The organism is Niabella drilacis (genome assembly GCF_900101395.1).
GTDB lineage: Bacteria > Bacteroidota > Bacteroidia > Chitinophagales > Chitinophagaceae > Niabella > Niabella drilacis.
In genome coordinates this window covers 663283-677300 of sequence record NZ_FMZO01000001.1, presented here as the reverse complement: position 1 = coordinate 677300, position 14018 = coordinate 663283, and the positions used below count along the sequence as shown (strand labels likewise).

At 49.0% G+C, this 14018-nt stretch carries 9 protein-coding genes; 4 read left to right on the top strand and 5 right to left on the bottom strand.

Going from position 1 to position 14018, the window contains the following annotated elements:
* Positions 1-474: 474 nt before the first annotated feature.
* Positions 475-1485 (bottom strand): LacI family DNA-binding transcriptional regulator, encoded by a 1011-nt coding sequence (locus tag BLS44_RS02860; protein WP_090388481.1) that lies wholly within the window; start codon positions 1483-1485, stop codon positions 475-477.
* 218 nt (positions 1486-1703) lie between these two features.
* Between BLS44_RS02860 and BLS44_RS02855 the strand changes: the two genes are divergently transcribed.
* A complete protein-coding gene (locus BLS44_RS02855; protein ID WP_090388480.1) occupies positions 1704-2555 on the top strand; it encodes a DUF5602 domain-containing protein in 852 nt (283 codons plus the stop codon).
* A gap of 1490 nt (positions 2556-4045) precedes the next feature.
* On the opposite strand, the gene BLS44_RS02850 is transcribed toward BLS44_RS02855, so the two are convergent.
* The 3 genes from BLS44_RS02850 to BLS44_RS02840 form a co-directional block, all read right to left on the bottom strand.
* Positions 4046-4774, bottom strand: coding sequence for a LytR/AlgR family response regulator transcription factor (locus BLS44_RS02850; protein ID WP_090388479.1), 729 nt, complete (start codon positions 4772-4774; stop codon positions 4046-4048).
* Between the two features lie 369 nt (positions 4775-5143).
* Positions 5144-5464, bottom strand: coding sequence for a thioredoxin (gene trxA, locus BLS44_RS02845; protein ID WP_090388478.1), 321 nt, complete (start codon positions 5462-5464; stop codon positions 5144-5146).
* Between the two features lie 144 nt (positions 5465-5608).
* A complete protein-coding gene (locus tag BLS44_RS02840) occupies positions 5609-6868 on the bottom strand; it encodes a nucleoside permease (RefSeq protein WP_090388477.1) in 1260 nt (419 codons plus the stop codon).
* Positions 6869-7112: 244 nt separating this feature from the next.
* Between BLS44_RS02840 and mqnE the strand changes: the two genes are divergently transcribed.
* A complete protein-coding gene (gene mqnE / locus BLS44_RS02835) occupies positions 7113-8252 on the top strand; it encodes an aminofutalosine synthase MqnE (protein ID WP_090388476.1) in 1140 nt (379 codons plus the stop codon).
* 421 nt (positions 8253-8673) lie between these two features.
* Positions 8674-9108, top strand: coding sequence for a CBS domain-containing protein (locus BLS44_RS02830; protein WP_090388475.1), 435 nt, complete (start codon positions 8674-8676; stop codon positions 9106-9108).
* A gap of 69 nt (positions 9109-9177) precedes the next feature.
* Here BLS44_RS02830 and BLS44_RS02825 read toward each other — a convergent pair whose 3' ends face one another.
* A complete protein-coding gene (locus BLS44_RS02825) occupies positions 9178-10590 on the bottom strand; it encodes an alpha-amylase family glycosyl hydrolase (RefSeq protein ID WP_090388474.1) in 1413 nt (470 codons plus the stop codon).
* Positions 10591-10910: 320 nt separating this feature from the next.
* Here BLS44_RS02825 and gcvP point away from each other — a divergent pair, with 320 nt between their 5' ends.
* The gene (gcvP, locus tag BLS44_RS02820; RefSeq protein WP_090388473.1) at positions 10911-13835 is read left to right on the top strand and encodes an aminomethyl-transferring glycine dehydrogenase; all 2925 of its coding nucleotides are present in this window, start codon (positions 10911-10913) and stop codon (positions 13833-13835) included.
* The last annotated feature ends 183 nt before the right edge of the window (positions 13836-14018 follow it).

Genomic DNA, 14018 nt, shown 5'->3' with positions numbered 1-14018 from the left:
ACTATCCAGCCTTAACGGAACCGGGTTATTCCCCCGGTTTGGACCCGGCATCAAAATCAGCATACCAATCACTCAGGTTTTGACTGTTACATCATCTGCTGCAATCATTAAAACGAAGTTATGCTTAATCGTTTAATTTTACAAATTAAATTCATTTGCACTATATTTTATACTCCTTCTCAAAATGAAAACAACCCGGAGCCCTGTTCCCCTATGAGGGTAAAAGCATTCGTGATCCACATCCTGATTTTACCTGGTGGGGCAATCCGTGCGCTGTAACGATTTGTGCATACCGGAAGTAACAGCAATACTCTTTTATGATCAAAGCAACCCGTCCACAAACACCGAAAGCTTATAACAGCCGCTCATCCGAAGGGCCCTCCTACCGGCTCTTTTCCCCCACAACCGGGCCGCACCGCTAAATCGTTTTTGCAATTTAAAATTAGGGCGTTCAAATTAATTAACAAAATTTTTTTAAACGGAACTCCGCAAAATAAGTTCAGGGGCTATCAAAGCGCCTTCTTCCGGCGTTTTTTTTGTTTGCCCGCCCATCTGGTCCAGTAATAACCGCATGGCCTGGGCCGCGATCTCCTGCACCGGCTGGCTGATCACAGAAATGGAAGGAGATGAAAACCGGAACAGGTCCGTATCATCAAAGCTGAATACCGCCACCTGCTCCGGTATGGATATATCAAGGTCCTTTAACGCCTTAATACCGAACATACCCAAATAGTTGGTCGCAAAAATGATGGCATCGATCTCCGGATGTTTCTGCAGGAAGTTCCGGATCCTCGGTTCATACTGGGCTTTGTCCTGGTAATAAGGAAGCCGCAGGAGCCATTTTTTCTGAAAAAGCCCTCGGTCGCGCATCACTTCCACAAAAGCCCGTTCCCGCTCTTTCATCTGTATCTGGTCCATCGCTACATTGACGAAGGCGATGTTTTTCCTGTGTTTTCCAATAAGACACTCTGTAGCCTTACTGACACCACCGTAGTTATCGACAAGCGCAAACGGAATTTCCTCACCCGGAAAATAACGATCGATCAGCACCAGTGGCTTGCGGCTCTTCCTTAAAGCCTGCACGCCGGTTTTCATACCAATAGACGGAGTGATCAAAAATCCGTCGACCTGCTTCACCAGCAGCTGGATCAGGTCGTTCCCCCTGCTGTCATTGTTTTCCGTACTGCCATACACTACCCGGTAGCCTACTTTGGCGGCAACTTTTTCTACCGATTTGGCCATCGACGCGAAAAACGAGTTGGCAATATCCTCCACGATCAAACCGATCACATGCGTTTTTCCCGTTCGGAGGCTTGCCGCTGCACGGTTGGGTATATAGCCTGTTTTTTTGATGATGGCCCGGATGTGCTTCACCATTTCATCGCTGATGCGCATTTCCTGGTGTTTACCGTTTACCACAAAGGAAACAGTAGACGGCGCAACACCGGCAAGCCGTGCAATATCTTTAATCGATAAATGTTTCACTACAGATGATCAAAAAGTTTGATGTTGGGAAATACCCCGTCAACCCGATTTATGATCGATAAAATTAGTTGTTTTTATCGGTTGCTTTTATACCGTTTAAAATTTTTTGTCCGGCTGCTTCCTGAATCACAATTCAGACCGCCTATTCAACACTTCATACAGCAATGTCTGCCAGGCAATAATAATTGGTGTAACCTTTACACATAAAAAAATATATTATGACAAAACTGCTTTTACCCGTAATGGCGGCGGGGCTGCTGCTGAGCTCCTGCGCAAAAGACGCCGGGAAATTAAACGACCAGGCTTCCGGTATTTCTTCCAGGATGGCGGCAGATCTTCTGGCGGGTTCCGCCACCGGAAATTCAAAAGACAAGATCTACAGCGGGCCCGAAGTTTCTTTTAAGAAAGGAAAGATTACCACCCTGTACCAGGTAGACAACATGGAGCGCCCGGTACGCCTTGCTATCAGCATTAATAATGCTGCATGGAACAGCCTCGATATGGCCGCTCCCGGAAACAGCGGGCATGATCCGATGAACAGCGTTATCCTGAAATTTCATCCCAAGGTTGATGCTAAAATTTTCAACCACGCTGAAGTTGACTGGAACCCCCATGGTCATGAGCCGGAACAAATTTATGGGCTGCCACATTTTGATTTCCACTTTTACAATATGAGTGTGGCCGATGTAGAAGCAATCCCCCCGTTTGATGTGGATCCCTCAAAATTCCTCAATGTTCCTGCCCCTGCATACCTCCCTCTTTTCTATTTTAATCCCGGCGGTGGCGTACCGCAAATGGGCTGCCACTGGTTAGACGGAACATCCCCGGAGCTGAACGGCGGTATTTTTGGCCAGACATTTATTTACGGGACTTATAACGGCAGAGTCACGTTCCTGGAGCCCATGATCACCAGGGCATTCCTGGAAGCCAATCCCGCATTCACAAGACCCATTCCCCAGCCGGCAAAAGTGGCCATTACCGGGTACTACCCCACTACCCTGCGGCTGCAGAAAACAGATGATGCGTACCTAATAATACTCGAAGACTTCCAGTACCGGGAAGCGAGTTAGCGGAACCCCGAAGTGGCCGTTTCAAAAGCCTTTATTTTGTCCTGCCATCCCGGGCTATCGCATGCCCGTCAAGAGAAAAAGCGGGTCTATTGCCATAAAATGTAGTATGAATAAGCCTTTGGAAGCTAAAAAGACCTGATCTTTTAATAGCAGGCGCAGCGCGCCGCAAATAATGGTAACAAGAACTCCCGGGGACTTACCCGTAGCCGCAGTGCGGCGGGAATCTTTTCGGGGGAGGCTTATATTACCGGTGCGCTGCACCGCTGCTCCGTCTCCTGTTCGGTACTAATAAGCGCAACGCTGCGCTGCAGCTTTGGCCTTTAACCACTATTCCTAAAATTAACCTGACGCACATGCGGACGATCGGGACTCAAAACCGAATGCTAAAGCTGATCGGCAAAGGGGGTGTTTCTGGTCTACTGTTTAAAGTTTGATGTCAGATCTGTTTTACGCTTGGTGTAATGTCCCGCCCCGGTAACTATCGCATACGCGTCAGGATAAAAAACAGGGCTATCGTCATAAAATGTAGTATGAATAAGCCTTTGGAGGCCGAAAGGGACCTGATCTTTTGATAGCAGGCGCAGCGCGCCGCAAATAATGGTAACAAGCACTTCCAGGGACTTACCCGTAGCCGCAGCGCGGCGGGAATCTTTTCGGGGGAGACTTATAGTACCGGTGCGCTGCACCTCTGGTCCATCTCCTGTTCGTTGCTAATAAGCGCAACGCTGCGCTGCAGCTTTGGCCTTTAACTACTATTCCTAAAATTAACCTGACGCACATGCGATGGTTATCGGGAGCGCTTCAAGATAAAAAACAGGTTTATTGCCATAAAATGTAGTATGAATAAGCCTTTGGAGGCCGAAAAATTTTGGCCGGGATTCCTAAAATTAACCTGACGCGCATGCGATGGCTATCGGGAGCGCGCAAGATAAAAAACAGGTCTATGCCATAAAATGTAGTATGAATAAGCCTTGGGAGGCCGAAAGAGACCTGATCTTTTGGTAGCAGGCGCAGCGCGCCGCAAATAATGGTAACCAGAACTCCCGGGGACTTACCCGTAGCCGCAGCGCGGCGGGAATCTTTTCGGGGGAGACTTATATTACCGGTGCGCTGCACCGCTGGTCCATCTCCTGTCCGTTGCTAATAAGCGCAACGCTGCGCTGCAGCTTTGGCCTTAGTGCACTTGGACTTACCCGTAGCCGCAGCGCGGCGGGAATCTTTTCGGGGGAGGCTTATAGTACCGGTGCGCTGCACCTCCATTCCATCTCCTGTTCGTTGCTAATAAAAGCAACGCTGCGCTGCAGCTTTGGCCTTTAACCACTATTCCTAAAATTAACCTGACGCGCATGCGGACGATCGGGATGGTTTGGGCATCTAAAGTTAGTGATCTGTCAATAAATGCTGATCTCCTGCAGCGGACAGAACGACAATGCGCTATAAGCCACTTTTGAAACAGCCCCTTTTTCTACTCCTTCTATAAGGACCAGCGCTCACTGACCGATCCATCTCTTGAATGCTTTTACTTTTTCCCTGCTTACGAGCAGGTCCTTATTAAAGGCAGGCATCAACTGCAGGCTGAGCCGGCTGCCGGGGAACGGCTCCATTTCCCGTACGGCCCCCGCTGCAACCAGCCAGGCACGGTTGATCCTGAAAAAAGAAGCAGGATCCAGCATAGCGCCAATTTCTTCCAATGTATAATCAACAATGAACTTTTTATTTTCAAAGGTCTTTAAAAAAGTAGCCCGCCTGTCCACGTAAAAATAGGCGATATCCGTAGTTTCGATAGTCGTCCTCCGCGTTCCGGACTTTACCAGGAAGCGCCTGCGGCCCGTATTGCCTCCTGCCTGGTCCTGCATGCCGGCCATCTGGCGGAAAACATTGACTGAGGTAAGGGCCAGGTTTTCAGAAAACGTATTTGCCGTTTCGGGTTTCGCCAGGACCGGCGTCACAGGCATATGAGGTACTTCAAAAGCGCAAAGAATATGTTCATGGTAGGAAGTGGTAAAAACCACAGGGCTTTTAAACGCCTCAAGGCACTGGCCCTTCGCCAGCTTTATATCCATAAATATAAGGTCGGGCGCCGGGTGCCCCCTCAGCCATTCCACGCTTTCCGGAATACTTTTCAGGACCGCCATAATTTCAATGCTGCGGTCCACCGAAAGCAGCCTGGACAATCTTTTAATAGCAAAATTTTCGTCTTCTATTATAACCGTTGTCATTCCCGGCGGGTTTTACAAATGGGATCACCCCGGACATACACCTGCTGCCGCAGGCCCTGTACCTTTCCAATACTTACACCTTTACAGTAAACAGCCGCTGGATAGATTGCTACAGTTAATTTCCGGCCTGCCTGATCGTTGAACCCGGTTTGCAGCGGCCCGTAAAGTTCAAGTCAACATAGTAAGGGATTACCTTACAAAGCTAGTAAAATCTCCGGCGCCAACCAACAGACGCAATATTGAACCGCGGGGGAAGCAGCGCTCTGTAAGCATTTTTCTATACGCCCTGCAACCGCTTACCTGCTCAGCAACAAAAAGCTCCGTGATGAAAACCATCACGGAGCTATAATTCGGTACCAGTCGTTATAATTAATTCAGGTGGGATTCAATTTTCTTTACAAAATTGCCCTTGGGCTGTGCGCCAACCAGCTTATCTACCACCTGGCCGTTTTTAATGAACAGGATGGCAGGAATGGAGGTAATTCCATAGTTCATGGATACCTGGGGATTCACATCCACATTCACCTTCCCGATATTCACTTTCCCTTCGTATTCTTTGGACAATTCTTCAATTACCGGTCCGATCGCACGGCAGGGACCGCACCACTCTGCCCAGAAATCCACCACGGTTAATTTATCAGAGTCCAGCACCTCTGTTTGAAAGTTGGAATCATTAAATTCTTTTGCCATTTCAAATATTTTAGTTGATTAATTGTTTAAAACGAATAACAAATTTAGTTCCCATTTAAATAACAGGCAATATTGACAAAAAGTTGTGCAGAAAATGTCAATACAGGCAACCATCCTGACAAATAACCACTAACAGCCGTTCATTTAGTGTGCAACAAGGCGTTCTGCCGCCGCTGGATTATGCTTGTGTTTGAACAATACCGCAAACAAAACTGCTACAACCAGTGAGTAGGCCGCAAAGCTCAGCCAAATGGAATGCCAGTCCATAGCTCCGCCGGGAGCCGTAAAAAATTTCTGGATCACAATACCGCTGATCACACTTCCCAAAACAGCCCCGATCCCGTTTGTCATCATCATGAAAATACCCTGCGCACTTGCCCTGATGGAAGGACTGCTCTGCGTTTCCACGAACAATGAGCCCGAGATATTGAAAAAGTCAAAGGCCATTCCATAGATAATGCAGGAGAGAATGATCATCCAAAGTCCACCGGCCGGATCGCCATAGGCAAACAGTCCAAACCGCAATACCCAGGCGATCATACTGATGAGCATCACCTGTTTGATCCCGAACTTTTTCAGAAAAAAAGGAATGGCAAGGATAAACAGGGTTTCCGAGATCTGGGATATCGACATAATAATGGCCGGGTATTTTACCGCAATGGTATCCTTATACTTATCGATTTTGGCAAAATCGTGCAGAAAGGTATCGCCGTAGGCATTGGTCAGCTGCAGCGCCGCGCCCAACAACATGGAAAAAATAAAAAACAATGCCATCTTCCGGTTGCGGAACAGGGAAAACATATCCTTCCCCATCCGGGCACCGGCCTCTCTGTTGGACTGGCCTTTTAGCGGCGGCGGACATTTGGGCAATGTAAAAGAATACACTGCCAGTAAAAAAGAGGCGCCCGCAGCTACATAAAACTGGCCTGCTGTTTTCTCCAGGTGCAGGAGGCTGACCGTCCACATTGCTGCAATAAACCCGATCGTTCCCCATACCCGGATGGGCGGAAAATCTTTTACCACATCCCGGCCTGTATTCTTTAACGAGGTATAAGAAACAGTGTTGGCCAGGGAAATGGTAGGCATGTAAAAAAGCATATTGATCAGCATTACCGGGAACATGGTTACCGGGCTGTCGACCAGGGGCACCAGCATCAGCACCAATCCCCCCATCAGGTGGCATAGCCCCAGTAATTTTTCAGCGTTGATCACCCTGTCTGCAAGCATTCCCATTACCGTTGGCATAAAAAGCGCAGAAATACCCATGGTGGAAAAGATGGCGCCAAACTCACCACCCGACCATTTCTTGGTCTGGAACCAGTACGCACCGATCGTGATGAGCCAGGCCCCCCATATAAAAAATTGCAGGAAGCTCAGGACCGTCAATCTGAATTTTAAACTCATAGTAAACTTTAGTTTATTCCCTTGTAATACAGCAATTGAAGATAACTATTAAACCCGAAGTTTTATCAAAATCTGCTTTACAAGTTTCCCCTGTGCCGAATGTCCGGGGCACCGGAACACAGAAGATACAACCAGCACCTCCGCGGCCGTTTCTGCGCCCTTTGCACATCCCCGCTATACAGGGGCAAACCTGTTTCTGTGCTTCTGTAGCAACAAAGCGCTAAATTTGCAAAAAATAAGCAGTATGGCAGCAGTGTTAGAGACATCTATTTTACCTGGAGACCCCGATCTGAAAAACATCGCTCAAAAAGTTTACAACGACCAGCGCATTACCGACGAAGAAGCCCTTCTCCTGTTTGAAAAAGGCAGCCTGGGCTTTGTTGGTTCCCTGGCCAATTTTGTACGTGAAAAATTACATGGTGACATCACCTATTTTAACCGGAATTTTCATATTGAGCCGACCAATGCCTGCATCTATACCTGCAATTTCTGCAGCTACAGCCGGTTATACGCACACCGGGATGAAGCCTGGGAGCTGGGCCTGGAGCAAATGATGGATATTGTAAAAAAATATGATGGAGAACCCGTAACGGAAGTACATATCGTAGGCGGGGTACATCCTAAAATGAACCTCGAATTTTTTGCAGAACTGCTCCGGAAGATCAAAGCGCATCGCCCGGATCTTCATATAAAAGGCTTTACCGCGGTTGAACTGGATTATATGTTCCGGAAGGCAAAAAAAACAGCAGAGGAAGGATTGTTCTATCTTAAAGAAGCCGGACTCGAAAGCCTGCCTGGCGGCGGCGCCGAGATCTTTGCAGAGGACATCCGGAAACAGATATGCCCCGACAAAGTAGACTCAGACGGCTGGCTGCATATACACGGAACGGCACACAGGCTGGGCATGCATACCAATGCCACGATGCTCTACGGCCATATCGAAAGCTTTGCCGACCGGGTAGACCATATGCGCCGTTTAAGGGAACTGCAGGACCAAACGAAGGGCTTCAACACCTTCATCCCGCTCAAGTTCCGCAACAAGGATAACGACATGAGCCATGTACCGGAATCAACCCTGGTGGAAGACATGCGCCTGTATGCCATTGCCCGTATCTATATGGACAATTTTCCGCATCTGAAAGCCTACTGGCCCATGCTGGGCCGGCAAAATGCCCAGATGTCCCTGTCCTTTGGCGTAAACGACCTGGATGGGACCATCGACGATACCACGAAGATCTACTCTATGGCCGGTGCCGAAGAGCAGACCCCTTCCATGTCTACACAGGACCTCGTGGTGCTCATCAAACAAGCCCGGCGCCAACCGGTGGAAAGAGGTACTTTGTACAATGTGATCAAGGATTATGGTGCGGAGGAGCTGGTTTGAGGATCGAGAATTGACGGCGCAGATCCGGCGTTGCTGTGACCAGCTTTTGTGCCAGGAGCTGTCCGGCCTCCCTTCTTATATACTAAAACCCCTCAGCTAACCTCCTATTCAGGGGCAACCGCATCTGATTGCTGCGCTGATCAGCTCCGGAGAAGCGCTGTGTTTATTGCAAATATGCCGTTTTGATCAGCCAGCCTCATTTGAAATTCCGTGTTTGTCGGGTCCTGGCAATTTTTACGCGGCTCCTGCAGGAGCCGGTCTTTTTTCTGTTTAATACCTTGCAGCAAAGGCAGTGTACTTGCAGTGCCTGATAAGGATCCCGGTTCCGCCCTTTGCATTCAATGGGGAGGCTGTTACCCTGACCTCCGATTAGGTTTTCTGCATTATTTTCAATATATTGCTGATCTAAATCATTGCTATTATGGCTAAGGTTTCCAATATTCTTGCCCGTAAGGGGCACGACACAATCAGCATTGCTCCCACTACCTCTGTTTACCAGGCGCTGGAATTAATGGCCGATAAAAATATTGGGGCCCTGGTTGTGAAAAAGGGAGAAAACTACCTGGGGATCATTACCGAGCGCGACTATTCCCGCAAAGTGATCCTGAAAGGGAAACATTCTTCCGATACCACAGTGGAAGAGATCATGTCTACCGACCTGCCCCATATTTCCCCCGAAGATTCGGTAGAGCATTGCATGGAACTGATGAGCGACAAGAACATCCGGTATCTTCCGGTATTCATCAACCTGCAGCTGGCAGGTATTATCTCTATCAGCGATGTGGTAAAAGAAACCATCCTGCAACAAAAAGAAACGATCAGCCATCTACAGGATTATATACACAGCAACGGCTGACAGCCGGTAGCAATCGGCTGCCAGTATTGTTGCGGCTAAAGACTAAGGGCAGATAACCGGATGCCAGCCTTACTTCGCATAGACAAAATACCCGTATGGCTGCACGTCAAAACCTTTTGCAGCAGAAAAGTCGCGGGAAGCTCCGGAAAAAACATCGTTGAACGAACCGGTTAAATGAGCATCCGTGATATCAACATGCAGGTTTGATGCATCAGAAAAATTCAGCACCACCAGCACTTCCTTCGCGCCATTTTTACGCAGATAAGCGAATACTTTATCATCGGCCGTGGTGGTGAGCTTATACGTGGTTACAGCAGGATCGCCTCCCCGCAATGCGGGGTTTGCCGCATGCAGCTGCAGCAATACTTTATAAAAATCGTGCATTTGCAGGCCGTTTATCTGCCGCACATCCTTTGCAGGCCAGGGAATAGGATCACGGTCAAAAAACTTCAGCCGTTTCTCCTTCAAAGGGATCTCCTGGCCACTATATACCAGCGGAACGCCGTTCCAGGTACAGCTAAACACGGCCAGCGCGGGCGCCAGGGCTCCATATTTTTCGTATTCGGTACCATTCCAGCTGTTTTCATCATGATTGGAGGTAAACCAGGCACGCATACTGGAGTCACCGATAACATTGTATTGCTGCAGCAGTTCGTATAAATCGGACAGCGGTTGTTTCTTTTTAAAAAATTCTTCTGTTTTATGCATCCATTTCCAGGAGTAGCTGGCATCAAAGACGGAGCCATAGTCCGGGTTCTCCAACTCATCAAACTCGCCCAGCCAGAACAAAGGTTTCACCGCATCCAGCTGTGGCCGTGCCTCTTTCCAGAAATCCAGCTCTACCCAGGAAGCCAGGTCACAGCGGAACCCATCAATATCCGCCTTTGTGATCCAGAACTTCATTGCATCGATCATTGCCCGGCGCAGTTCCGGGTTGCTATAATCCAGTTCAATGATATCATCCATACCACTGGCAATCTTAAAAGTACCCGTAGCACTATCCTTCAGGTAGTAATCCGGGTGCGTCTTCGTCCATACATGGTCCCATCCGGTGTGGTTGGCAACCCAGTCGATGATCACTTTAAAGCCCATTTCATGGGCCTGCTTTACCAGTTGCTGAAAGTCCTGCAGGGTGCCAAACTCCGGGTTGATAGCCGTGTAATCGGAACAGGCATAATAGCTGCCCAGCGTTCCTTTCATCTTTTCTTTTGCGATAGGCGTAATGGGCATGAACCACAGTGTAGCCACCCCCATGTCCTTCAAACGGGGCAGGGCTGCCGCAAAGGCGTTAAATGTTCCTTCCGGCGTGTATTGCCGCAGGTTTACTTCATAAATATTTGTCGTATGTTTCCAATCTGTAGTGGTCATTGCCGTTGTTTTTGATTTTTCTTCCGATCCTTTCTTATTTTCTGCCGCCCGGGGCATCAGTTTACAGGCCCCGCCTATCAAGAGCAACGTTGCGAATAGGTACCATCGGCTCATGTTACTTCTTTTGATTGAAGATAACTGATTTTTTGAGATTTGGATCCTGTTCCCCGTTGCAGGGCCTAACATTTTTATCGCCGGGTGCGCAACCGTTTGAATCCGATCCTCCCGCTTTTGAAAATTTGCAATAAAACACTTGCTTTAATAAATGAAAAAAAACAAATAAGATCAATAGTTAAACAGCCCATAAAAAAAGGATGCTTTGCAGGCAAGCTACCCATCCGGCCCGCTCCGGGTCCGCAACCGCAATCCATTTTTTTTCACAAAATGCGTGTACCTTTGCACACCTCAATTATACTTAATACCTCAGAAGTTATATGAATATTTTAGACGTTCAATCTACAGAATTTTTAGGCCGCCATATTGGCCCCAATGGGAAAGAAACGGAAAAAATGCTTGCTCAAACAGGCCTTGCCAGTATGGATGCTCTCACGGCGCAAACCGTTCCTTCCGGCATCCGGATGCAGCAGCGTCTGAACATTCCCAAACCTATGAGTGAAAATGAGTACCTGCGCCATATTAAAAATGTGTCGTTGAAAAACAAGATCTTTCACAACTATATCGGCCAGGGGTATTATGGAACGATTACACCATCCGTTATCCTGCGCAATATTTTTGAGAACCCGGGATGGTATACCCAATATACCCCTTACCAGGCAGAGATCTCCCAGGGGCGGCTGGAAAGTCTGTTAAACTTTCAGACGGTTGTCAGCGACCTGACGGCCCTTCCGCTGGCCAATGCCTCCCTGCTGGATGAAGCAACAGCTGCGGCTGAAGCCATGGGCATGTTCTTTCACCTGAAAAACCGTTCTGAGAATATCGGAAAGCCTAGGTTCTTTATTGATACGGAGCTCTTTCCCCAAACCAAGGATGTGCTGTACACCCGTGCGAAACCCTTTGGTATTGAGATCGTAGAGGGCGACTATAAGACTACCCCTATAACGGAGGCGTTTTTTGGAGCACTGGTACAGTATCCTAATAATAAGGGTAGCATCGAAGACTACCGGGCCTTTATTGAAACGGTGCATACAGCCGGCGGCTACGTGGCCATGGCTACGGACCTCCTGGCATTAACCCTGTTAACCCCTCCCGGAGAACTGGGCGCAGATGTGGCGGTTGGCGCAGCGCAGCGTTTTGGTGTTCCGCTGGGGTATGGCGGTCCGCATGCTGCCTTTATGACCGCTGCAGATGAATTCAAACGCACCATCCCGGGGCGTATCATCGGCATCAGCGAAGACGCAAACGGCAACAGGGCCCTGCGCATGGCACTGCAGACAAGGGAGCAACATATCAAACGCGAAAAAGCGACCTCCAATATTTGTACTGCCCAGGCACTGCTGGCCAATATGGCGGCTATGTACGCCGTATATCATGGTCCGCAGGGACTTAAAACCATTGCAGAACGGATAGCCATCTACACCCAGATCGTGGGGGAAGCCATCGAAGCGCGGGGTTTTAAGCTGGTAAGCGATCAATACTTTGATACCATTGTGGTACAGGTACCCCATACGGCATCCATCATCGAAAAAGCAGAGCAGCAAAAAATAAACCTCCGGCAGATCGATCATCAGCATATCGGTATTTCCCTTGATGAAACCGTTATCATCGAGGATCTTTACGACCTGATCAATTGTTTTGAGAACGATTCTGATCCCGTTTCCTTCTCGTTAAGCGCAGGGGAAACCCTACGCCATATACCCGAATCCCTTTCCAGGAGCTCGGCGTATCTGACGCACCCGGTGTTTAACACCTATCACAGCGAAAGCAAGATGATGCGTTATATCAAATACCTGGAGAACAAAGATCTTTCGCTGAACACTTCAATGATCTCTTTGGGAAGCTGCACGATGAAGCTGAATGCCGCTACCGAAATGATCCCGCTGAGCTGGGCACACTGGGCCAATATTCACCCCTTTGCACCCGCCGGTCAGGCAGGAGGGTATAAACAGATCGTTGATGAGCTGAGCCAGTACCTGTGTCAGATCACTGCTTTTGATGCCTGCAGCCTGCAGCCCAACAGTGGTGCGCAGGGCGAATATGCGGGCCTGTTAACCATAAAAGCCTATCACGAGGCCCAGGGGAACCCGCAGCGGGATGTGATGCTGATCCCTATTTCGGCGCACGGTACCAACCCTGCCTCGGCAGTAATGGCCGGCATGAAAGTAGTAGTGGTAAAGGCATTAGAGAACGGTTATATTGATGTGGAGGATCTTAAGGCAAAAGCGCAGCAATACCAGGATACACTGGCCGGGATCATGATCACTTACCCAAGCACTTACGGGGTTTATGAGGAAACCGTAAAAGAGATCACGCAGATCATACACGAGAACGGCGGCCAGGTTTATATGGATGGAGCTAATATGAATGCCCAGGTAGGGCTTACTGCTCCGGGCCTGATCGGCGCCGATGTCTGCCACCTTAACCTGCACAAGACCTTTGCGATACCGCATGGCGGCGGTGGCCCCGGCATGGGGCCCATTTGTGTAAAGGAGCACCTGACCCGGCACCTGCCCGGCCATGTATCCCTGCATAAGGCCAAGACCATTGCGCTGAACGGCAACGGGCAAAACCATCAGCCGGAACACGCCGTGATCCACGAAGGCGCTGTATCGGCCGCACCCTACGGCTCTGCGTCCATCCTGCTGATCTCCTACGCCTATATCCGGATGCTGGGAGCCGAAGGATTAAAAGCGGCAACCGAGTATGCAATTCTTAATGCCAATTATATGCGGGCACGCCTGGCAGAGGATTTCGATATTTTATATACCAACGATAATGACCTGTGTGCCCACGAATTTATTGTAGACCTGCGGCCCTTTAAAAAAACAGCCCAGGTAGAAGCCGAGGACATAGCAAAAAGACTGATGGACTACGGGTTTCATGCACCTACGATGAGTTTCCCTGTTCCGGGAACGATCATGATTGAGCCCACCGAAAGCGAAGACAAGGCCGAGCTGGACCGCTTTTGCGATGCACTGCAGCAGATCCGCAGGGAAATACAAAAAATAGAATCAGGAGTATGGGATGTTAAGGACAACCCGCTAAAGAACGCTCCGCATACCCAGCAGGCTGTTATCACCAGCAACTGGTCTCATAGCTACTCCAGGGAAGAAGCCGCATTTCCCCTGCCGTACGTAGGACATAATAAATTCTGGCCTTCCGTTGCCCGCGTCAACAATACGCTGGGCGACCGGAACCTTATTTGCACCTGCGAACCTGTGGAGGCATATATGGAGGCTTAGGCTTTCAACATCCGAAAATAATACAAGGCTGTTTCAGGATCCATCCGGAACAGCCCTTTTTTTGCTGATCAAGCACGTTCAATAAATTTTATGCAATAGCCTCGCCTATATCCATCCGGATGCTGGGAGCCGAAGGACCAGGGAAGTTATGCGTGTAGCAATCAGCGCAGGCAACCCTGAATT